Annotated in this window: 23 protein-coding genes; 14 read left to right on the forward strand and 9 right to left on the reverse strand. The window is 71.4% G+C overall.

Features of this window, described 5'->3' with window-relative positions:
• The first annotated feature begins 124 nt into the window (after positions 1–124).
• The 4 genes from ACFYNU_RS37985 to ACFYNU_RS38000 are packed head-to-tail and all read left to right on the forward strand — an operon-like array spanning position 125 to position 3,688.
• Positions 125–679, forward strand: coding sequence for a MauE/DoxX family redox-associated membrane protein (locus ACFYNU_RS37985; RefSeq protein WP_356594645.1), 555 nt, complete (start codon positions 125–127; stop codon positions 677–679).
• Positions 680–702: 23 nt separating this feature from the next.
• Entirely contained in the window at positions 703–1,260 is a 558-nt protein-coding gene (locus tag ACFYNU_RS37990; RefSeq protein WP_356594643.1) for a redoxin domain-containing protein, read from the forward strand.
• Positions 1,257–3,152 carry an ABC transporter ATP-binding protein gene (locus ACFYNU_RS37995; RefSeq protein WP_356594641.1) on the forward strand — a complete coding sequence of 632 codons (1,896 nt, stop codon included), beginning with the start codon at positions 1,257–1,259 and terminating at the stop codon, positions 3,150–3,152. Before ACFYNU_RS37990 ends, ACFYNU_RS37995 begins: the two co-directional genes overlap by 4 nt.
• A complete protein-coding gene (locus ACFYNU_RS38000; protein WP_356594639.1) occupies positions 3,140–3,688 on the forward strand; it encodes a S26 family signal peptidase in 549 nt (182 codons plus the stop codon). Before ACFYNU_RS37995 ends, ACFYNU_RS38000 begins: the two co-directional genes overlap by 13 nt.
• A gap of 50 nt (positions 3,689–3,738) precedes the next feature.
• Here ACFYNU_RS38000 and ACFYNU_RS38005 read toward each other — a convergent pair whose 3' ends face one another.
• A complete protein-coding gene (locus tag ACFYNU_RS38005; protein WP_356594637.1) occupies positions 3,739–3,987 on the reverse strand; it encodes a hypothetical protein in 249 nt (82 codons plus the stop codon).
• Between the two features lies 1 nt (position 3,988).
• Positions 3,989–4,870, reverse strand: coding sequence for a mycothiol conjugate amidase Mca (gene mca, locus ACFYNU_RS38010; RefSeq protein WP_356594635.1), 882 nt, complete (start codon positions 4,868–4,870; stop codon positions 3,989–3,991).
• An 84-nt stretch (positions 4,871–4,954) separates the two neighbouring features.
• Here mca and ACFYNU_RS38015 point away from each other — a divergent pair, with 84 nt between their 5' ends.
• Positions 4,955–5,365, forward strand: a complete 411-nt coding sequence (locus tag ACFYNU_RS38015; RefSeq protein WP_356594633.1) for a DUF4307 domain-containing protein — start codon at positions 4,955–4,957, stop codon at positions 5,363–5,365.
• A 239-nt stretch (positions 5,366–5,604) separates the two neighbouring features.
• Positions 5,605–6,102, forward strand: a complete 498-nt coding sequence (gene greA, locus ACFYNU_RS38020; protein WP_356594631.1) for a transcription elongation factor GreA — start codon at positions 5,605–5,607, stop codon at positions 6,100–6,102.
• A 61-nt stretch (positions 6,103–6,163) separates the two neighbouring features.
• Here greA and ACFYNU_RS38025 read toward each other — a convergent pair whose 3' ends face one another.
• The 3 genes from ACFYNU_RS38025 to ilvA all read right to left on the reverse strand — a co-directional run bounded on the left by ACFYNU_RS38025 (position 6,164) and on the right by ilvA (position 9,388).
• Positions 6,164–7,036 (reverse strand): ABC transporter permease, encoded by an 873-nt coding sequence (locus tag ACFYNU_RS38025; protein ID WP_356594629.1) that lies wholly within the window; start codon positions 7,034–7,036, stop codon positions 6,164–6,166.
• Entirely contained in the window at positions 7,033–8,034 is a 1,002-nt protein-coding gene (locus ACFYNU_RS38030; RefSeq protein WP_356594627.1) for an ATP-binding cassette domain-containing protein, read from the reverse strand. The genes ACFYNU_RS38025 and ACFYNU_RS38030 overlap by 4 nt, the downstream gene beginning before the upstream one ends.
• Positions 8,035–8,224: 190 nt before the next feature.
• Entirely contained in the window at positions 8,225–9,388 is a 1,164-nt protein-coding gene (gene ilvA, locus ACFYNU_RS38035) for a threonine ammonia-lyase (protein ID WP_356594786.1), read from the reverse strand.
• Between the two features lie 384 nt (positions 9,389–9,772).
• Between ilvA and ACFYNU_RS38040 the strand changes: the two genes are divergently transcribed.
• From ACFYNU_RS38040 to ACFYNU_RS38050, 3 genes are read left to right on the forward strand one after another with little or no spacing between them, the layout of a single operon-like run.
• A complete protein-coding gene (locus tag ACFYNU_RS38040) occupies positions 9,773–10,315 on the forward strand; it encodes a MarR family winged helix-turn-helix transcriptional regulator (RefSeq protein ID WP_388768641.1) in 543 nt (180 codons plus the stop codon).
• Positions 10,316–10,345: 30 nt separating this feature from the next.
• The gene (locus ACFYNU_RS38045) at positions 10,346–10,855 is read left to right on the forward strand and encodes a sigma factor-like helix-turn-helix DNA-binding protein (RefSeq protein WP_356594623.1); all 510 of its coding nucleotides are present in this window, start codon (positions 10,346–10,348) and stop codon (positions 10,853–10,855) included.
• Positions 10,852–11,103 (forward strand): hypothetical protein, encoded by a 252-nt coding sequence (locus tag ACFYNU_RS38050; protein ID WP_356594621.1) that lies wholly within the window; start codon positions 10,852–10,854, stop codon positions 11,101–11,103. Before ACFYNU_RS38045 ends, ACFYNU_RS38050 begins: the two co-directional genes overlap by 4 nt.
• Before the next feature lie 10 nt (positions 11,104–11,113).
• Here ACFYNU_RS38050 and ACFYNU_RS38055 read toward each other — a convergent pair whose 3' ends face one another.
• Positions 11,114–12,259 (reverse strand): cystathionine gamma-synthase, encoded by a 1,146-nt coding sequence (locus ACFYNU_RS38055; protein ID WP_356594619.1) that lies wholly within the window; start codon positions 12,257–12,259, stop codon positions 11,114–11,116.
• Positions 12,260–12,326: 67 nt separating this feature from the next.
• Here ACFYNU_RS38055 and ACFYNU_RS38060 point away from each other — a divergent pair, with 67 nt between their 5' ends.
• From ACFYNU_RS38060 to abc-f, 4 genes are all read left to right on the forward strand, one after another.
• On the forward strand, positions 12,327–13,430 hold the full coding sequence (locus tag ACFYNU_RS38060; RefSeq protein ID WP_356594617.1) for a hypothetical protein: 1,104 nt from the start codon (positions 12,327–12,329) through the stop codon (positions 13,428–13,430).
• A gap of 105 nt (positions 13,431–13,535) precedes the next feature.
• Positions 13,536–14,624 (forward strand): hypothetical protein, encoded by a 1,089-nt coding sequence (locus ACFYNU_RS38065; protein ID WP_356594615.1) that lies wholly within the window; start codon positions 13,536–13,538, stop codon positions 14,622–14,624.
• Between the two features lie 31 nt (positions 14,625–14,655).
• On the forward strand, positions 14,656–15,381 hold the full coding sequence (locus tag ACFYNU_RS38070) for a phosphotransferase (protein WP_356594613.1): 726 nt from the start codon (positions 14,656–14,658) through the stop codon (positions 15,379–15,381).
• 231 nt (positions 15,382–15,612) lie between these two features.
• Entirely contained in the window at positions 15,613–17,232 is a 1,620-nt protein-coding gene (gene abc-f / locus ACFYNU_RS38075; RefSeq protein WP_356594611.1) for a ribosomal protection-like ABC-F family protein, read from the forward strand.
• 7 nt (positions 17,233–17,239) lie between these two features.
• On the opposite strand, the gene ACFYNU_RS38080 is transcribed toward abc-f, so the two are convergent.
• From ACFYNU_RS38080 to ACFYNU_RS38090, 3 genes are all read right to left on the reverse strand, one after another.
• A complete protein-coding gene (locus ACFYNU_RS38080; protein ID WP_356594609.1) occupies positions 17,240–18,259 on the reverse strand; it encodes a GNAT family N-acetyltransferase in 1,020 nt (339 codons plus the stop codon).
• Between the two features lie 166 nt (positions 18,260–18,425).
• A complete protein-coding gene (locus ACFYNU_RS38085) occupies positions 18,426–19,694 on the reverse strand; it encodes an Ig-like domain-containing protein (RefSeq protein ID WP_356594607.1) in 1,269 nt (422 codons plus the stop codon).
• 177 nt (positions 19,695–19,871) lie between these two features.
• The gene (locus ACFYNU_RS38090; protein ID WP_356594605.1) at positions 19,872–20,252 is read right to left on the reverse strand and encodes a hypothetical protein; all 381 of its coding nucleotides are present in this window, start codon (positions 20,250–20,252) and stop codon (positions 19,872–19,874) included.
• A gap of 108 nt (positions 20,253–20,360) precedes the next feature.
• Here ACFYNU_RS38090 and ACFYNU_RS38095 point away from each other — a divergent pair, with 108 nt between their 5' ends.
• Positions 20,361–20,528 carry a hypothetical protein gene (locus tag ACFYNU_RS38095; RefSeq protein ID WP_356594603.1) on the forward strand — a complete coding sequence of 56 codons (168 nt, stop codon included), beginning with the start codon at positions 20,361–20,363 and terminating at the stop codon, positions 20,526–20,528.
• Positions 20,529–20,671: the final 143 nt, after the last annotated feature.

Raw genomic sequence — 20,671 nt, forward strand, 5'->3', positions numbered from 1 at the left:
CCCCGCCCCCCCGGGGGGGCGGCCCCCCCCCCCCCCCCCCCACCCGCCCCCCCCCCCCCCCCCCCCCCCCCCCCCCCCCCCCCCCCCCCCCCCCCCCCCCCACGGCTCTCACGGGGGAGATTCAGTGCAATTCGTCTCGGCAACCTGCCTGACCCTGCTGGCACTTGTCTTCGCGGCGGCCGTCGTCGGCAAGACCAGGACCGCCGCGTCGGTGACCGCGTTCACGGACGCCGTGACGGTGCTGGGCCGGACACCCGCCCACCGCGCGGGCGTTGTGGCGGCAGTGATCATCACCCTGGAGGCGGCGACGGCGCTCCTGCTGGTCACGCCGTGGTTCCGAGGGGCCGGACTGCTGCTGGCGGCAGGCCTGTTGGCGTCGTTCAGCTACGCCGTCGCCCGCGCCCTGCGCGCCGGGTCGACGGTGTCCTGCCGGTGCTTCGGAGCCTCGGCGGGCCCCGTGGGACCGCCCCAGCTCCTGCGCAACGCCCTGCTGCTCGTGGCCGTGGCGGCAGCCGTCCCCGGTGTGCTGAACGGCCCCGGTGAGCTGCCCTGGCAGGCGCGGTTCGCGGCCTGGCTGTCCGGGGCGACGGCCGCGCTCGTCCTGGTCGTCGGCGAGGAACTGGCGTCGCTGCTGCGGCGCGCCCCCGCCCGTACGGCACCCGCCGCCCCGCATCTCTGACCTCCACAGGAAGAGGCCCCACCATGGTCTATCTGGCTGTCGCCCTCGTGGCCGTCGCGGCCCTGTGCGCACTGGACCTGATGCTGACGCTCGCCGTTCTCCGCAGACTCCGCGACAGCCCCGCCGGCCCGGCCGCCCCGGCCGCCGCCGAGCCGGGCATCCCCGTCGGGGCGGCGGTCGACGCCTTCACGACCTCCTGCGCCGAGGGCACGCCGCTCACCGAGCGGGACCTCACCGACGGCGCGGTGGTGGCGTTCTTCTCCCCCGGCTGTCCGCCGTGCCGGCGCGCCCTGCCCACCTTCGTCAAGCGCGCCGCGCGCCCGCGCGGCCGTCAGATGATCGCCGTCGTCGTGACCCCGGCCGGCAACGCGGCGGAGGAGGCGGAGGCACGGACGATGGCCGAACAGCTCGCGCCGGTCGCCCGCGTGGTCCACGAGGACCCCGAGGGGCCCTGTACGACCGCCTTCGGCGTACACGGCTTCCCGACCCAGTTCGCGATCTCGGCCCCGGCCGGGGCGCCGCCCACGGTCGCGGCCGTCGGGGACACGGTCCTCACCGCCCTGCCCGTCGGATCGGCATGAGCCCCGGCGCGGCGCCCAGCCCCGGCGCGTCCTCCGGTCCCGCCGAACCGGCCGGACGCCAACGCTTCGGCCGCGCCGTGCGCCTGGCCCTCGCACTGGCCTTCCGTGCCGCCCCGTGGGTACTGGTCTGCCATCTCGCCGTGACTCTGCTCTCGGCCGGCGCTCCCGTCGCGGTCGCCTGGCTGATCAAGGACATCCTGGACAGCCTCGCGGACGGCGCCGCCGTGGGCGAGGTCTCCGGCCCGGTTCTCGTCCTCGCGGTCGCCACCGCCGTCATGGCCGTCGCCCCCCAGCTCACCGGCTATCTCCAGGCCCGGATGATGCGGGCGACCAGTCTGCTGGTCCAGGAGCGACTGCACGCCTCGGTCGACACCTTCACCGGCCTGCGCCGTTTCGAGAGCCCGGAATTCCTCGACCAGCTCCGGCTGGCCCAACAGGCGGGCGGGCTCGCGCCGTTCCAGGTGGTCCAGGGTGTCGCAGGCATCAGCCGCAGCGTCATCCTGCTCGTCGGCTTCGTCGGTTCCCTCGCGGTCCTCAACCCGTTCCTGGCGGTCGTCGTGTCGCTCTCCGGCCTGCCCGTCCTCTGGGCGGAGATCACGCTCAGCCGCCAACGCGCCCGCACCTTCTGGGCGATCAGCCCCACCGAACGCCGGGAGATCTTCTACTCGACGCTGCTGTCGAGCGTCGAGGCCGCGAAGGAGATCCGGCTGTACGGCGCCGGGGGCTTCCTCCGGGAGCGGATGCTGGCCGAGCGCCGCAAGGCGGACGTACTGCGCGAACATCTCGACCGCAAGGAACTGCGCGTCCAGTCCGCCCTCCAGGCCCTCTCGGCCGTCCTCGCCGGGGCCGCCCTGATCTGGGCGGTCCGGGCCGCCTCGCGGGGAGCGATGACGGTCGGCGACGTCTCCATGCTGCTGACCGCGATTCCCGCCGTGCAGAGCGGAATCGGCGCGCTGGCCGGGGAGTTGGGGCAGGCGCACCACTCGCTGGTGATGTTCCACCACTACGTCACGGTCGTCCGGCTCGGCCCCGATCTGCCCGTCCCCGCCAGTCCCCGGCCCGTCGGCCCGCTGCGGGACGCCATCGAGTTCGAGGACGTGTGGTTCCGCTACGAGGAGGGACTTCCCTGGGTGCTGCGGGGGGTCGGTCTGCGCATCGAGGCGGGGCGGGCGCTGGCACTCGTGGGGATCAACGGCTCGGGCAAGTCCACCCTCGTCAAGTTGCTCTGCCGGTTCTACGACCCCACCCGTGGCCGTGTCCTGTGGGACGGCACCGATCTGCGCGACATCCCGCCCGCCGAACTCAGGGCCCGGGTCGCCGCCACCTTCCAGGACCCGATGCGCTACGAACTCACGGCCCTGGAGAACGTCGGCATCGCGGATCTGGACGCGCTCGACACACCCCTGCGCTGCGAGGAAGCCGCCCGGCTGGCAGGCGTGCACGAGGACGTCACCCGGCTGCCGCACGGCTATTCGACCCTGCTCAGCCGCACCTTCTGGGGCGACGACAACGAGGCGGGCGTGCAGCTGTCCGGCGGACAGTGGCAACGGATGGGCCTGGCACGGTCGTTCCTGCGCGCGGACGCGGATCTGCTGATCCTCGACGAGCCAAGCTCGGGCCTCGACCCGGCCGCCGAGCACGAGATCCACACCCGGCTGCGGGCCCGCCGCGCCGGCCGTACCAGCGTGCTGATCTCCCACCGGCTGGCGGCGGTCAAGGACGCCGACGCCATCGCGGTGCTGGAGGACGGGCGGATCACGGAGTTCGGCGACCACCGCCGGCTGCTCGCCGGGCGGGGCACCTACCACCGGCTGTTCACCCTCCAGTCCCGCGGTTACCGCGACGGGACGGAGACGGCGGATCTGACGGGGAGCCCTTCGTGCACGCTCTGACGGTGATCGTGACGCTGCTCGTGACGCCGACGGCCGTGGCGCTGACGGCGCGGGCCGCCCGCAGGCGCTGTCTGCTGCTCGACGTGAGCGGCCTCAGCATGCTGCCCACGTTCCGCGACAGGGACCGGCTGCTGGCGGCCAGGGTGCCCGTACGCCACGCACATCTCGTACGTCTCCTGCGCCGGGGCAGCGTCGTCGCGATCCGGCTGCCAGCGGCTCCGGAGCCGACCGCGGCCGAGGACATCGCCCTGGAACTGCCGGTGCCCACCTGCATGGTCAAGCGCGTCGCGGCGCTCCCCGGAGAGACGCTTCCCGGAGAGTCACTTTCCGGAGGAGCGCTTGGCGGAGGAGCGCTTGGCGGCGGGCCGCTGCCCTCCGGCACGGTCGTACCTCCCGGACATGTGTATGTCCTGGGTGACAACCGCGACATCAGCTACGACTCCCGGCACACGGGCCCGGTCCCGTTCGCCCGCCTCACCGCCGTGGTCCTGTGCCGGGTACGCCGCGCGAGCACTCCCGCTGACCACGCCCCCTGAAGGGCGGCCGGCGGGAGCGCGAAGGCGCGTACCGCGAGAGCCGGAGCCGCTTACGTCGTCGGCCGCCCGGCCGGCGAAGCCGCCGAAGCCGCCGGGGTCTCCTCGGACCGGGACTCGGCCGGCTTGCCCTCGTCGAAAGAGACCTTGCCCATGTGGCGGTTCATCGACTTCATCAAGAGCCACACGGCGCCCGCCATCACGGCGAAGACGACGAAGCCGAGAACGCCGGGCGTCACCTTGTTCTCGTCCAGCTCCTTCGCGAGCGGGACGAGCTGCGTCACTGCCTGGGTCGCATACATATCAGGCATTGTCGCGGATGCCCGCGAAGAGGTCGTCCTCGGGGAGGGAGGTATCGACGAGCGACTTCACCAGCTCGTACTCCTCCGTGGGCCAGACCTCCCGCTGAATGTCCATCGGGACACGGAACCAGCCGCCGTCGGGGTCGATCTGCGTCGCGTGCGCGACGAGCGCCTTGTCACGGATCTCGTAGAAGTCGGCGCACGGCACATGCGTGGTCAGCGTCCGCTCGGCGCGCCCGAACTCCTTCCAGCGCTCCAGCCACTCGCCGTACGGGGACTCAAGCCCGCGCGCCAGCAGCGCCTCGTGCAGCGCGACCGTACGGGGACGGTTGAAGCCCTGGTTGAAGTAGAGCTTCTGGGGCTGCCACACCGGCCCGAACTCGGCCTCGGGGTACTTCTCCGCGTCGGCCGCCGACTCGAAGGCCACCATCGAGATCTTGTGGGTCATGATGTGGTCGGGGTGCGGATAGCCGCCGTTCTCGTCGTACGTCGTCATCACCTGCGGGCGCTGCTCGCGGATCATCCGCACGAGCCGCCCGGCCGCCTCGTCGACGTCCTCCAGGGCGAAGCAGCCCTCGGGAAGCGGCGGCAGCGGGTCGCCCTCCGGCAGACCCGAGTCCACATAACCGAGCCACGACTGTCTGATGCCGAGGATCTCGCGGGCCTCGTCCATCTCCTTCTTGCGGACCTCGTGGATGTGCTCCTCGATATAGGCGTCCCCCTGGAGCTTGGGGTTGAGGATGGAGCCGCGCTCGCCCCCTGTGCAGGTCACGACCAGCACGTCCACCCCCTCGGATACGTACTTGGCCATGGTGGCCGCGCCCTTGCTCGACTCGTCGTCGGGGTGGGCGTGGACGGCCATCAATCGCAGCTGGTCAGTCAAGACTCGGTCCTCAGTGATTTGTCGCATCGGGCGGCTTCTATAGTGACGGAATCGAGGGACGGAAAATTCCGGGGAGGAAAGTTCATGACGGCGGTACGTCCACCGGTTCTTCCCGAGGGTCGTTACGGCCGCTCGTCGGACGAGCGTGCGGATCGCAAGCTCAGGATCGTCGGCTCGGTGCTCGGCGTCGGGCTGCTCGCGCTCGTCGGCTGGTTCGGTTACGACTACGTGGCAGGCCAGAGTGTCTCGGGCGAGCTCATCAAATTCAAGCGGGTATCGGCCTCCGAGGTCGAGGTGCATCTGGAGGTCCGCAAGGACGCGGACGCGGCCGGCACGTGCACGCTCCGTTCGCGCGCCGAGGACGGCGCCGAGGTGGGCCGCAAGGACGTCCGCTTCGAGGGGGCGGAGAAGCGGATCGACCGCGTGGTCACCGTCCGTACGACCGCCGAGGCGACGAGCGCGGAGCTGGTCGGCTGCACGGCCGACGGGAGCTGACGGACGGCAGGCGGACGGCCGAGCGGCGTGGTTCATGTCCCCGCCCGGCTGATCCGGGTCTGACCCTCCCCGACATCGGCCCAGGTTCACGTCGCTGACCTGCGGCGATGTAATTCTGATGCCTTTCGTCCTGCCCTGACGCCGCGGAATTGTTAGGCTCGTGGTTTCGCCCACCCGAGAAGGCACATGCTTCTGGGTAGGGCGTTGCTTTGTATCCCCAGTACCTACGAGGAGCACCTGTGACCCAGACCAGCGACAACGTCACCTGGCTCACCCAGGCGTCGTACGACCAGCTCAAGGCCGAGCTGGACTACCTGTCTGGTGCCGCGCGCGTCGAGATCGCCCAGAAGATCGAGGCCGCCCGCGAGGAGGGGGACCTGAAGGAGAACGGCGGGTACCACGCCGCCAAGGAGGAGCAGGGCAAGCAGGAGCTGCGGGTGCGCCAGCTGACCCAGCTTCTCCAGAACGCCAAGGTGGGCGAGGCTCCCGAGGACAACGGGATCGTCGAGCCGGGCATGGTCGTGACCATCGCGTTCGACGGCGACGAGGACGACACCCTCACCTTCCTCATGGCCTCCCGCGAGTACGCGAGCACCGACATCGAGACGTACTCGCCGCAGTCGCCGCTCGGCTCGGGTGTGAACGGCAAGACGGTCGGCGACGACGCGGAGTACGAGCTGCCGAACGGCAAGACGGCCAAGGTCAAGATCCTGGCCGCGAAGCCGTACCAGGGCTGAAACGTCTCTGTCCTGATCCACCGGCACCCCCGTGGCCGGTGGATCAGGACAGGGTCACGAGCTACGCGGTGGCGGAGCGGTAGCGACGTACCGCCAGCGTGCGGAAGACCACGATGATCAGTACGGACCAGATCACCGAGGCCCAGACCGGGTGTTCCATCGGCCACGCGCCGGTCACCGAGGCCTCGCGGCCCGGGATCGTGTTGCCGAACAGCTCACGCGCCGCCTGCACGGTCGCGCTGAACGGATTCCACTCCGCGACGTGCTGAAGGAACGCGGGCATGCCGTTGACCGGCACGAAGGCGTTGGAGATGAAGGTCAGCGGGAAGAGCCAGATCAGCCCGCCGGACGTGGCGGCCTCCGGCGTACGGACGATGAGGCCGATCAGCGCGCCGATCCAGGAGAACGCGTACCCGAGGAAGAGCAGCAGCGCGAAGCCGCCGAGCACGCTGCCGATGTTCTCGTGGGTGCGCCAGCCGATGATCAGGGCGACGGCCGCGAGGACGACGAGCGTCAGGGCGGTCTGTACGAGGTCGGCGAGCGTACGCCCGGTGAGGACCGCGCCGCGTGCCATGGGCAGTGAGCGGAACCGGTCGATCAGCCCCTTGTGCATGTCGTCGGCGATACCGGCGCCCGCGCCGGCCGTGGCGAAGGTGACCGTCTGGGCGAAGATGCCCGCCATCAGGAACTCGCGGTAGGCCTGGGCGCTGCCGGCGGGGGCGCCGGGGATGTTGATGGAGCCGCCGAAGACGTAGGTGAAGAGCACCACGAACATGATGGGCTGGATCAGCCCGAAGATGATCATCTCCGGGATGCGCAGCATACGGATCAGATTGCGCTTGGCGACCACGAGCGAGTCGCGGACGGACTGGACGATGCCGCCGCGCGGCTGCGGGGCGAGGGCCTTGGGTGCGGCCCCGGTCACGGCGCTCACTTGGCGCTCTCCTTCGGGTCCGTGGTCTTGTCCTTGCCCTCGCCGTTCTCCTGGCCCTCCTCGGCCGCGTGGCCGGTGAGGGAGATGAAGACGTCGTCGAGGGTGGGGCGGCGCAGGCCGATGTCGTCGATCTCGACGCCCCGGGCGTCGAGTTCCCTGATGATCTCGGCGAGCAGTTTGGCTCCGCCGGTGACCGGGACGGTGAGTTTGCGGGTGTGCTGGGCCACCATCACCTCGCCCTTGCCGAAGCCTGCGAGCACGTCATGGGTCGGGGTGATCTGGTCGCGCTCGTGGACGACGACCTCGACGCGCTCGCCGCCCGTGCGGGCCTTGAGTTCGTCGGCGGTGCCGCGTGCGATGACCTGGCCGTGGTCGATGACGCAGATGTCGTGGGCGAGGTGGTCGGCCTCTTCCAGATACTGGGTGGTGAGCAGCAGCGTCGTACCGCCCGCGACCAACTCCTCGATGATTCCCCAGAGTTGCTGGCGGTTGCGCGGGTCGAGGCCGGTCGTCGGCTCGTCCATGAACATCACCGGCGGGGAGACGACGAGGGCCGCCGCGAGGTCGAGGCGCCTGCGCATGCCGCCGGAGTACGTCTTGGTGGTGCGGTCGGCGGCGTCGGTGAGGTTGAAGCGTTCGAGGAGTTCGACGGCCCTGGCCTTCGCGGCCTTGCCGCTCTGCTGGTAGAGCTGGCCGACCATCTGGAGGTTCTCGCGGCCGGTCAGATACTCGTCGACCGCGGCGAACTGGCCGGAGAGGCCGATGTTCCTGCGGACCTCGTTGGGGTGCTTGAGCACGTCGATGCCCGCGACGAAGGCCTTGCCGCTGTCGGGCTGGAGCAGGGTGGTCAGCACCCGGACCGCGGTGGTCTTGCCCGCGCCGTTGGGGCCGAGCAGACCGAGGACGGTGCCTTCGGGGACATCGAGGTCGACGCCGTCGAGTGCTCTTACGTCGCCGAACGTCTTGACCAGGCCTTCGGCGTAGATGGCGCCTGGCATAGGGGTACTCCCGGAGTTGTGTCAGATGCGATCAAATGGTGCGATCCGTGCCGCTGGAAAGCGTAAGCCGACGGAAGCAGGCCCTGACGCTAACGCGATACATCGCGACAGGCAAGATATTTAAGTAAGCTCTGCGTAAAGGTGCCTGGGCCGGTGATCGGGAAGGTGTCCGGGAGATGGCCGGCGGGGCTCAGCCGAGGATCGTGTAGCCCGCCTCCCGCAGCGCCGTCGCCACGTCCGCGCAGTGCTCGGGCCCCTTGGTCTCCAGATGCAGCTCCACATCCGCCTCCGTCAGCCCGAGCCGCGGATCGGTCCGCACATGGCTCACGTCCAGCACATTGGCGTCGACCACCGACAGCACCCCGAGCAGCGTCGCGAGCGCGCCCGGCCGGTCGGTGATCCGCAGCCGCAGCCCCAGATAGCGCCCCGCCGCCGCCATGCCGTGGCGCAGGATCCGCTGCATCAGCAGCGGGTCGACATTGCCGCCGGACAGCACGGCGACGACCGGCCCGCGAAACGCCTTCGGGGTGCTCAGCAGCGCGGCCACCGGGCTCGCCCCGGCCGGCTCCACGACGAGCTTGGCCCGCTCCAGACAGAGCAGCAGCGCGCTGGACAGCTCGTCCTCGGAGACCGTACGCACCTCGTCGACCAGGTCCCGGATCATCGGGAAGGTGATCTCGCCCGGCCGGCCCACCTTGATGCCGTCCGCCATCGTCTGCTGCTCGTCGATCGACATCGGCCGCCCGGCGCGCAGCGACGGCGGATACGCGGCGGCGCCCTCCGCCTGTACGCAGATCACCTTGACGTCCGGGCGCACCGCCTTGACCGCGAGGGCGATGCCCGCGGCGAGGCCGCCGCCGCCGAGCCCGACGAGGATCGTGCGTACCTCGGGGCACTGCTCCAGGATCTCCAGGCCCACCGTGCCCTGCCCGGCGATGATGTCCGGGTGGTCGAAGGGGTGGATGAAGACGGCGCCGGTCTCCCGCGCGTACTCCTGCGCGGCGGCCAGGGTCTCGTCCACGACCTGGCCGTGCAGCCGTACCTCGGCGCCGTACTCGCGGGTCGCGGCGACCTTGGGCAGCGGCGCCGCGACCGGCATGAACACGGTGGAGCGCACACCCAGCAGGGTGGAGGCGAGCGCGACGCCCTGCGCGTGGTTGCCCGCGCTGGCGGCGACGACACCGGCCGCGCGCTCCTCGGGCGAGAGCCCGGCGATCCGTACGTACGCGCCGCGCAGTTTGAACGATCCGGTCCGCTGGAGGTTCTCGCACTTGAGGTGGACGGGGGCGCCGACCAGGTGGGTCAGATGCCTGCTGCCCTCCATCGCGGTCACCCGCGCCACACCGGTGAGCATCTTCTGCGCCCCGCGGATGTCGTCGAGGATGAGGGCGGGCGCGGAGCCGCGCGCCGAAGCGGAAGTGAATGATCCGGAGGGACGGGACGTACCGAAGGTCATGACCGTCAGTCTCGCAGCTCATGGACCGGTCGGCCGCCCGAGCGCGGGGCCCGTCGACCGGTTTACACGGGGCTGGTACGGGCAGGGGCAGGGCCGCGTACTCTGTCCCAAACCAACCGACCACCGCACGAGAGAGCCCCAGCCATGCCCCCTACTCAGGACATGACTTCCGCTGTGTCGGCCTCCCCGGGCTCCGGCTCCGAACCCGCAGGTTCCGAACCCTCCGGCTCCGCACCTTTAGAGTCCGCACCGGCACCTTCCGCCGGTACCGAATCCGTTGCCGTGCCCGACGACGGCGCGACCGACGACGTCGTCCTTCTCGACACACTCCAGCACCAGGTCGCCGTCTTCGCCCGACGGGCCGAACAGACCCGTCTCGGCGGCGTCGGCCAGGTGCGCAACTCCATGGACCGCGCCGCCTATCTGCTGCTCAACCGGCTTGATCTGGAAGGCCCGATGGGCGTCAAGGCGCTGGCCGCTGGGATGGGGATCGACTCCTCCACCGTCACCCGCCAGGTCGCGCCGCTGGTCGACACCGGCCTGGTCAAGCGCACGTCCCACCCGGAGGACGGCCGCGCCGTCGTCCTGGAACTCTCCGTGCGCGGGCTGAGCCGCCTCGAAGAGGTCAGATCCTCCCGCCGTGAGCTGATGTCACAGGTCACGGACGGCTGGACGGAGGCGGAGCGGGAGTCGTTCTGCACGCTCCTCACCCGCTTCAACTCCGCCCTGTCCGCACGGCAGTCGGGCCCCACGCCCGCCGAACCGCCGCCCCACCGGGCCCCGGTGGACGACCCCTCCGGCACGGAGCCACCGTCTGCCTCTTGACCTGGGCCCGGGTCTGTCCTCATATGAGGTGTGCGAGAGCGACGGCAGGCGAGTACGGACCGCCGCCGTGCCCGGGAGTTCGAGGCGTTCGTCGCGGGCGCGGCAGGCCGACTGCTGCACGCGGCCACGCTGTTGACGGGTGAGCCCGCCGGCGCCGGACCACACGCGGAGCGGTTGCTGACGGCCGCCCTGGCCCGTGGTTACGCGGACTGGGACCGGCTGCGGGACGAGGACCCGTACGACCGGGTACGCCAGGAGCTGGCCACCCGTTACGCGCGGGGCGCCTGGCGGTACCCACGGACGGGTGAGGGTCTGCTCGGCCGGCTCAGCCCGCAGGAGCGGCTCATTCTGGTGCTGCGGCTGTACGAGGGGGTGGCCGAGGAGCAGACGGCGGCGCTGCTGGGGCTGCCCGTCGAGCGGGTCCGGGCGATCTGCGCGCGGGCGGTCACCGCGATGCGCCGGCCCGCGCCGCCGCGCCGCCCCGCTCCGCACTGGCCGCTGTCGCTGCTGTCGCCGCACTCCCGGCAGACCGCCCGATGAGCGGCCACAGCCGTAAGGAGGACGAGGTCCGCCGGATGCTCGATCTGCCGCATCCGCCGGTCCCCGTCGATCTGACGGCCCGCGCCACCGCGCGTGGCACCCGGCTGCTGAACCGCAGGCGCACCCGGCGCCTGCTGTTCTGGCTGCTCGTCGCGGTGGCGGTGATCGCCTTCGCGGTGTGGGCGTCGGTGGCGGAACCGTGGCGGGTCCCGCCGACCGAGACCACCCCACCGCTGGAGAGCTGGTGACCAACTCCCTTTACGCGAGCGCCTGCTGAAGGTCCGTCAGCAGATCGTCCCCGGACTCGATGCCCACCGAAAGCCGGATCAGATCGTCCGGCACCTCCAGCGGGGAGCCCGCCGCCGACGCGTGCGTCATCCGCCCCGGGTGCTCGATCAGCGACTCGACACCGCCGAGGGACTCCCCCAGCGTGAAGACCTTCGCCTTGCCGCAGACCTCGATCGCCGCCTGCTCGCCGCCGGCGACCTGGAAGGACACCATGCCGCCGAAGGACTTCATCTGCTTGGCGGCGACCTCGTGCCCGGGGTGGTCGGGCAGGCCCGGGTAGTAGACCTTGCTGACCTTCGGGTGCCGGGCCAGCATCTCCGCGACCCGCGTCGCGTTCTCGCTGTGCCGGTCCATACGGACGGCGAGCGTCTTCACGCCGCGCAGCACCAGCCAGGCGTCGAACGGACCGGAGATCGCGCCCATCGCGTTCTGGTGGTAGGCGAGTTCGTCGCCGAGCGTGTCGTCCGCGGTGATCAGCGCGCCGCCGACGACGTCCGAGTGGCCGCCCATGTACTTGGTGGTGGAGTGCACGACGACATCCGCGCCGAGGGCGAGCGGCTGCTGGAGGTAGGGGCTCGCGAAGGTGTTGTCCACGACGAGCTTCGCGCCGGCGCCGCGGGCGACCTCGGCGAGCGCCACGATGTCGCTGATGCCCAGGAGCGGGTTCGACGGGGTCTCGACCCAGATCGCCTTCGTACGGGGCCGCAGGGCCGCCCGTACCGACGCCGGGTCCGAGGTGTCGGCCACCGACCACTCCACGCCCCAGCGCGAGACGACCTTCGCGAAGAGCCGGAAGGTGCCGCCGTACGCGTCGTTGGGGATCACCACGTGATCGCCGGGCGACAGCAGCGTACGGAGCAGGCAGTCCTCGGCGGCGAGGCCGGAGGCGAAGGCGAGTCCGCGCCGGCCGCCCTCCAGGGCCGCCAGGTTCTCCTCCAGGGCGGAGCGTGTGGGGTTGGCGCTGCGGCTGTACTCGTAGCCGCCACGCAGTCCGCCCACGCCGTCCTGCTTGTACGTGGACACCTGATAGATGGGGGGTACGACCGCGCCGGTGAGGGAATCAGGTGTGTTCCCCGCGTGGATGGCGATGGTCTCGAAGCTGTGCTGGTCGCTCATGAGCCCCGAGGGTAGCGGTGCCGGAGCCCGGCGGAGAGCGCCATCGGCATCCGGGACAATGGAACGCATGGAGATTCTCTGGTTCCTGATCGCGATGGGTCTGGTCGTCGCCGTCGTCGGCCCGGTCGTCCGGCGCCGTGGCGGTGGCATACGCCAGGTCGCGCCCGGCTCGCCGGACGCCGCCGACCCGGACGCCTACGAGTTCGTGCGGCAGGAGGACCTCGACGTCCGGCTGCCCGGTCCTGACCAGGACCTTCTCGACGTACTCGATGTCGTCCAGCGCACCCAGGACTGGCGGGCGGCGGCGCAGCTGCTCGCCGGGACCGCCAAGGAGGGCGAGCTGCGCTGGCAGCGTGTGCAGTCCTTCGCGGGCGCCGCGTCGCTGGAACTCCAGCAGAAGCCCGGTGTCGGCGGCGCGTGGCTGCGGGCGTGGCGCGCGGAGTCGCCGAAGGACGCGGGCGGCGCGCAGGTGCACGCGGAGTTCCTGGTGCAGCAGGCGTGGCGCTCGTCGGCCGTGGGCACGGACGAGTTCCGGATCATCCTGGAGGAGGCCCGCTCGGTCTGCGGCGACGCGGCGCTGCTGGCGCCGGGCGACCCCGTGCCGTACATCGTCGAGCTGGCCGTGGCCCGTGGGCTCGGCTATCCGCACGAGCGGTTCGACCAGCTCTGGGCGAAGATCATCGACCGCGCGCCGGACCACATGGGCGCGCATCTCGCGGCCCTGCACTACTGGTGCGAGAAGTGGCACGGCTCCCGCGAGGAGGCGGACCGCTTCGCGACGGCGTCGGCGTCCCGCGCCCCGAAGGGCTCACTGCTGGCGGCGCTGCCGCTGTTCGCGCTGTACGAGCACATGGACGATGTCACGCTGGTGCGGGACTTCTACGGCAGCGCGGTGGTGTCGAAGGCGATGGAGGGCGCGCTGTACGCGGTGCACGCGGCCCGCCCGGACGACCCGATGCTCGCGCACGTACGGCATCTGCTGATCCACTTCCTGGTGGGCGCCGGCCGCTGGTCGGAGGCGATGCACCAGCTGGTCCGGGTGGACGGCTACATCGGCGCGCTCCCGTGGACGGTCGACGAGGACCCGGCGGCGCACTACGCGACGTACCGGGCGCTGGCGGTGGCGGGTTACGAGGCGAACGGCGGGAATCCGGCGACGCTGCCGAGGTAGCGGAACAAAGGCACCATTGCCGCGCTGACCTGCGGTGGTGCATACTCCGCAGAACCCCCACAGCATCTCAAGGACCTGTTCTCCGTACCCCTGGGGGGCCACTCGATGGCACGCGTACTGCCCTTCGTCCTCTTCGCGTTCGGCGTCTGGTTCTGGCTGAAGGCCCGCCGGAGCGTGTCCTCGCTCGTCGGTACGGAGGCGGAGCTGGGGCTGCTGCCCAGAGACCGGCAGAACACCGAGCTGGCCGGGCCGGACGCCGCGCTGGAGCGGGCCCTGGACGAGGCGCGGGCGGGGCGCTGGGAGCCGGCGGCGGAGCTGCTGGCGGCGACGGGCAAGGACCGGGACTGGGAGCGGCGCGCGCTGTACGTCCAGGTGCTGGGCGAGGCGGCGGCGCGGGACGACGCGTGGCTGCGGGCGTGGCGCGCCACCGGCGACACCCCCGACGTGGACGCGGAGCTGGTCCAGGCGTCGGCGACGGTCTCGCGCGCCTGGCTGCTGCGTGGCTCCCCGTACGCGAAGCACACCACCCCCGAGCAGGCGGACAGCTTCCACGAGCTGCTGCCGGCGGCCCGCGCCGACACCGGCCGCGCGGCGGCGCTGGGCCCGGATGACCCGTCGCCGTACATCGTCGAGATCCGTACGGCGCTGGGCGTCGGCTACGGGCCCGAGCGGATGCGCGAGCTGTGGGCGGAGATCACCGCCCGCACCCCGCATCCCACGTCGGCGCCGCTGTACGGGGCGCACGAGGCCGCGCTCCAGTACTGGAGCGCGCGGTGGCACGGCTCGGCGGAGCTGGCCGAGGAGTTCGCGGCCCAGGCGACGGCCGACGCGCCGCCGGGCACGCTGATGTCGGCGCTCCCGCTGATCGCCTGGTTCGACCACCACGACGCCTCGGCCGCGCCCCGTGACCACGCGGCCCCGCGGCTGACGGCCCTGGTCGACGCGGCGCTGGCGGACACGGCGGCGGCGCCGCAGGACCACCCTCGGCTGCCGGAGGTGCGGCATCTGCTGGCGTACTTCCTGACGCGGCAGGGGCGGCACGAGGAGGCGCTGGAGCAGTTCCGTCTGGTGGACGGCTATGTGAACGCCCTGCCCTGGCGCACCCGCCGCGACCCGGTGGAGTTCTTCACCTCGACGCGTACGGCGGCGATCCGGGGGTCGGAGGCACGGGCCCGGATCCGCAAGGGCGTCTGACCGGCGGCCGGGGCCTGGCATCGTGGGGGGTATGGACGAGACTCCTCTGCCCGGTGGGTTCATCAATCAGGTCGTACGTGTCGGTGACACCGTGCGGCGCTCACGCGACGTGCCGGATCAACGTGCCGCGTACATACGCGAGTTGCTGGGGCTGTTCGAGGAGCGCGGCTGGGGTGGGGCGCCGCGGTACCAGGGGGTGGACGAGCAGGGGCGGGAGGTGCTCGGGCACATCGACGGGGAGGTGGATCTGCCGCTGTCGGACGCGCGGCTGGCGCGGGTCGCCGAGCTGGTACGGGAGTTCCACGATCTGACGGCCGGCTCGTCGCTCGCCGGGGCGCACGAGGTGGTGTGCCACAACGACCTGTCGCCCAGGAACACGGTCTACGCGGCGCCGGACGGCGGCGAGCCGCTGCCGGTGGCGCTCGTCGACTGGGATCTGGCCGCCCCCGGTGAGCGCGTCCATGACGTCGCGCATCTGTGCTGGCAGTTCCTGGACCTCGGCCCGCGCGTGCCGGACGTCGACGAGGCGGCCCGCCGGATCACGCTGGTCTGCGACGCGTACGGGCTGGACGACCGGGACGGCATCGTCCGTACGATCCTCTGGTGGCAGGACCGGACCTGGCGCGGCATCGCCGAGTCCGCCGACCGCGGCGACGCCGCCATGGCCGCGCTGCGTGAGCGGGGCGTGGTGGACGAGGTGCGGGCCGCGTACACCTGGGTGTCGGCCCACGCCTTCGAGCTGGCCGCGAAGCTGTAGGCGCTGTCCGGCCGGAAAATCCGGGGGCGCCCTCCCGCACCCTTCGGTAGCCTGATCCGCATGGGTGTGTACTCGTACTACTTCTTCCGCTGATTCCGGGCACGGACGCCCCGGCACGAGCCGTTTCGACGGACCGCCGGCGTCCCGCTTCCACGCCCGTCCGACATCAGCTAGCCCCGCCGTGCGCCGACGCGCGCCGTGCGCGGGCATGTCACCTTCAAGGAAGAAGTAATGCGCGAACGCGCCCAATTGTCGATGAAAGACGTCTCCAAGTCGTACGGCGACCGGACCGTCCTCGACCAGGTGTCGCTCTCCGTACGGCCCGGTGAGAAAGCCGGTGTGATCGGGGAGAACGGCTCCGGGAAGTCCACCCTGCTGCGGCTGCTGGCCGGGGCCGAGGCATCGGACAACGGGGAGGTCACCGTGCGGTTCCCCGGCGGGGTCGGGCATCTCGCCCAGACCCTCGGGCTCGACCTCCGGCTCAGCGTCCAGGCCGCCGTCGACGCCGCGCTCGCGGATCTGCGGGAGCTGGAGCGCCGGATCCGGGCCGCCGAGGCGACGCTGGCCGATGCCGCCGAGGACGAACTGGCCGCGTACGGCGATCTGTTGACCGTGTACGAGGACCGGGGCGGCTACGAGGCGGACGCCCGCGTCGACGGCGCCCTGTACGGGCTCGGGCTCGCCCATGTCGGCCGGGACCGCCCGCTCGGATCGCTCTCCGGCGGTGAGCGGTCCCGGGTGGCGCTGGCGTGCGTCCTGGCCGCCGCGCCCGAACTGCTGCTGCTCGACGAGCCGACCAACCATCTCGATCTGCGTGCCACCACCTATCTGGAGGAGCAACTGCGCGCGCACCGCGGCACGGTGGTCGCCGTGACCCACGACCGCGCGTTCCTGGAGCGCGTGGCGACGACGATCCTGGAGGTCGACCGGGACACCCGGGCCGTGACCCGGTACGGCGACGGCTGGGCCGGCTACCGGACCGCCAAGGCCGCCGCCCGCCGCCGCTGGGAGCAGGACCACCAGGAGTGGCTGGAGGATCTGGCCCGTACGAGGGAGCTGGTCGCGGCGGCCGGACAGCGGCTCGCGGCCACCGGCAAGGACCCGCAGCAGGGCTTCGGCAAACACCGCCGCTCGCACGAGGCGAAGCTGTCCGGGCAGGTCAGGGCGGCGCGGGTACGGCTGGAGCGACTGGAGCGGGAGCCGGTGCCCGCCCCGCCGGAGCCGCTGGAGTTCAAGGGCGCCCCGGCCACCACCGGGGCCGGCGGCCTGCCGGCCGAGCTGTCCGGCGTCGTGGTCGGGGACCGGCTGGAGCTGGACTCGCTCCAGGTGAAGGCGGGGACACGGCTGCTGGTCGACGGGCCCAACGGGGCGGGCAAGACCACGCTGTTGCGGGTGCTGGCCGGGGATCTCGTACCGGACGCGGGCACCGTGCGCCGTACGGCCCATGTCGGTTATCTGGCACAGGAGTCGGCGGTCGTCACCGGGGACCCGCGGCTGTCGCTGCTGGGGGCGTTCGCGGCGGGCCGCCGGGGGCTGCCGGAGGAGCACACCGAGGAGTTGCTGGCGCTCGGACTCTTCCGTGAGGAGGATCTGGCCGTGCCGGTGGCCGGGCTCTCGGTGGGCCAGCGGCGCCGGCTCGAACTGGCCCGGCTGCTGACCAGGCCGGCCGATCTGCTGATCCTGGACGAGCCGACGAACCATGTGGCGCTGAGCCTGGTGGAGGAGCTGGAGCGGGCGCTGATCGGCTACGAGGGCGCCGTGGTGGTGGTCTCGCACGACCGCCGCTTCCGCAGCGAATTCGCGGGTGGACGGCTGGAGTTGCGGGCAGGGCGGGTGGTACAGCAGAGCTGACGCATGGTCAGAAACCCTCGGGGTCCTGGAGCTTGGCCTGGAAGATCCCGGCCGGCCGCTCACGCCGGTAGCCGAGCGCCGCGTTCACCGCCAGCATCGGCGCGTTGTCGTCGGCGACGCTGGTGCTGATCTCCCGTACTCCGGGGTGGCGTTCGGCGAGGGTGCCCAGCAGATGGCGTTTGACCGCCCGGCCGAGTCCGCGCCCGCGGTGCTCCGGGACGACCACCGTGTCGTACTGGAGCGCCCGGGTGTGCGACGGGTCGCGCAGGACGAGTTCGGTGTACGCGGCGACCCGGTCGACGCCCTCACCGGCGCCGTCGGCCGCCGCCAGCACCACCGAGGTGAGCAGGACACCGCCCCGGTCGTCGACGAGCCGGGCCGCGCCCCGTACCCGCTCGGCGTCCCAGCGCGGGGTTCGCTCGTCCATGCCGCCGGCCGGCGCGTCCCGCATCACATCGTGCGCCCGCGCGAACTCGTCGGCGAGCGCGTCCGGCACGATGCCGTCCCAGTCGGCGAAGCGGTAGCCGTCGGGCAGCCGCGCCGGGGGAAGCTGGGCGTTCGCCTCCGGGACGCGCTGCACGTACCAGGCGAGCGGCAGCACCTTCGAGAAGCCGAGCCCGTCGACGAACGCCTCGCCGGCGCCGCCGAGTTCGAGCATGGTGGAGACCGAACTGCGCCCGTCGGCGGCCAGTTCGGCCCGTATCGCGCCCCACAGCCGCGCCCCCACGCCGCGCCGTCTGGCGTCGGGACGCACGACCAGGGCGTCGAGGAAGGCCGTGTGCCGGTCGCTCTCCTCGCTGAACAGCAGCAGCGTGGCGACGCCGTCGTACGACGTCCCGTCGGGAGCGGCCCACACCAGATGGAGCATCCGGGCGTCGGGCGAGCGCACCCGCAGCTTCCCCGCCGTCTCGGTGCGGCCCGGCTCCGGTACCGACGCGGGCACGTCCTGGAGATGGGCAGCCGCGATCACGTCATGCCAGGCGTCTGTCTCCGCCTCCGACGGCGGCGTTCCCAGAGTCATCAGCATGATCCGAACCTACGCTCACTCCCCCGTCCGCGCCCCTGAGTTGTACGGGCTTTCCGGACAGTGAGACGGGCTTTCCGCGCGAAGGGCCGCGCAACGCGCACCGCGCGGCACCCGGACCGGGTGCCGCGCGGTGACATGAGGCGCGGTGACATGAGGATCGACGGGATCAGGCGGCGGAGTCGGCCTGCCAGTCCGCCCAGCTCATGTTCCAGCCGTTGAGGCCGTTGTCGGGCGCGATGGTCTTGTCCGGGGAGTTCTTGACGATGACCACGTCACCGACGATGGAGTTGTCGAAGAACCAGGCGCCCGGCTGGTTGGGGTCGTTCGCGCCCTTCGCGTCGTTCAGACCGACACAGCCGTGGCTGGTGTTGGACGAACCGAAGATCGAGTCGTCGCCCCAGTAGTTGCCGTGGATGAAGGTGCCCGACGTGGACAGCCGCATGGCGTGCGGCACGTCCTTGATGTCGTACTCACCCTTGCCGTCGTCGTCCGTGAAGCCGACCGTGGCGCCGTTCATCCGGGTCTCCTTGAACTTCTCGGAGATCACCATCTGACCGTTGTACGTCGGGTTGTCCGGCGAGCCCGCGGAGATCGGGATCGTCTTGATCGTCTTGCCGTCCTGCTGGATGGTCATGGTCTTGGCCTTGGTGTCGACCGTGGAGACCTGGTTACGGCCGATCTTGAAGGTGACCGTCTTCTGCTGGACGCCGAAAACACCGTCCGCGCCCTCGACGCCGTCGAGCGCCAGCTTCAGGGTGACGGTGGAGCCGCCCTGCCAGTACTGCTCGGGGCGGAAGTCGAGGCGCTGCGAGTTGAACCAGTGGCCGACGACTTCCTGACCGCTGCTGGACGTGACGGTGATCCCGCCCTGCACGGCGGCCTTGTTGGTGATCCCCTTGTCGAAGTTGAGCGAGACCGGCATGCCGACGCCGACGGTCGAGCCGTCCTCGGGGGTGAAGTTGCCGATGAAGCTGTTGTTCGGCGAGACGGTGGTGAAGGACGAATTCTCGTGAGCCTCGCGGTTCTTGGAGTCCTTCGCCGTCGCGGTGATCTTGTACGTGGTGGAGCGTTCCAGCTGACCGTCCGGCTTCCAGCTCTTGCCGTCGGCGGCGAGGGTGCCCTTGACGGCGGCCCCGTCGGCGTTGGTCATGTCGACCTTGGTGAGCGTGCCCTTGGTGACGGTGACCTTCGCGTCGTTGTTGATGCCCGCGTTGTCGGCGCCGTTCTTGGGCGAGATGGCTATCTGGGCCTCGGAGGTGTCCTTCGCCGCCGCCTCGTCCACCTGCGCCTGCGAATCCTTCGAACGCTCGGCTCCGGAGTCGCCACCACCGTCGCCACTACTGCAGGCCGAGAGCACCAGCACCCCGCCGAGCAGTGCGGACGCGGCCGTCAGGCCCTTGCGCCGCATACCGTTCGTCATCACACGCTTCTCCATCGTTGCCGATTCCCTGCCTATGACCTTTAAGAACACGCATTCCGGTTCGTCCGGTTCCACATCGAACGAAGATGTGTGCAACGCCACTCGCACCCCGGGATGTACACGGCCCACGCATATGTAAGCCCCGGGCCGCATTCGACGGCGCCCCGGGGCCAAGGGTGTCACGCTCGTGGGCTAAACCACGCCGGGCCGCCCACGAACCCCGTCCCCGACGGGGTCCTCGTCGCTCTCCTCCTCGCCTACCCCGTCCTCGTCGTCCAGATCCCACTCGACGGCTTCGGGGTCGTACTCGATCTCCTCACTGCTCCACGACGCCTGGGCCAGCTCCACCCCGGGCACCTCGCCGACCAGCTCGGAGGGCTCGACGAGATACGCGAGGGCCTCCGCCGCGTCCTCCCCCACCGCCGAGCGGGCATGGCCGCGTTCCTCGTCCGGCATCGAGTCGTCCGAGGCGATACGGGTCAGGGCGGCGGCCGTCAGCTGTTCCGGGTCACTGATCTCCAGCACCAATTCAACGTGCAGCCGGACATAACGGGAGGTCTCAGAAGTGCTCATAACCGGAGAGTAGGCCCCTTCCCCCGGCTGACTTTCCCGCGACCCGCTGCTTTCACTACCATCGGCGCACCCGGCCAATTCGGCGTTTTCCCAAGGGAGATCGATTACGTGTACGTGCCCGTCGTACGCCGACCGCTGCTGACGGCGATAGCCGCCGCGATCCTGCTCTGCCTCATGTGGTTCGTCCCCTCGGCGAACGCCACGAACGAGCACGGCGCCGGTCAGCAGCGGTCCGCCGCCGCCACCGCCCACCAGGACTCCCCCGAGTCCCCCTGACGCGGCAGCACCACGGAGGGGGGGGGGGGGGGGGGGGGGGGGGGGGGGGGGGGGGGGCGGGCGGGGCGGGCGGGCGGGGGGCGCCGCGCCCCCCGCCCCCCCCCCCCCCCCCCCCCCCCCCCCGCCCCCGCCCCCCCCCCCCG

The sequence above is a fragment of the Streptomyces sp. NPDC006643 genome (genome assembly GCF_042870175.1).
Classification (GTDB): Bacteria; Actinomycetota; Actinomycetes; order Streptomycetales; family Streptomycetaceae; genus Streptomyces.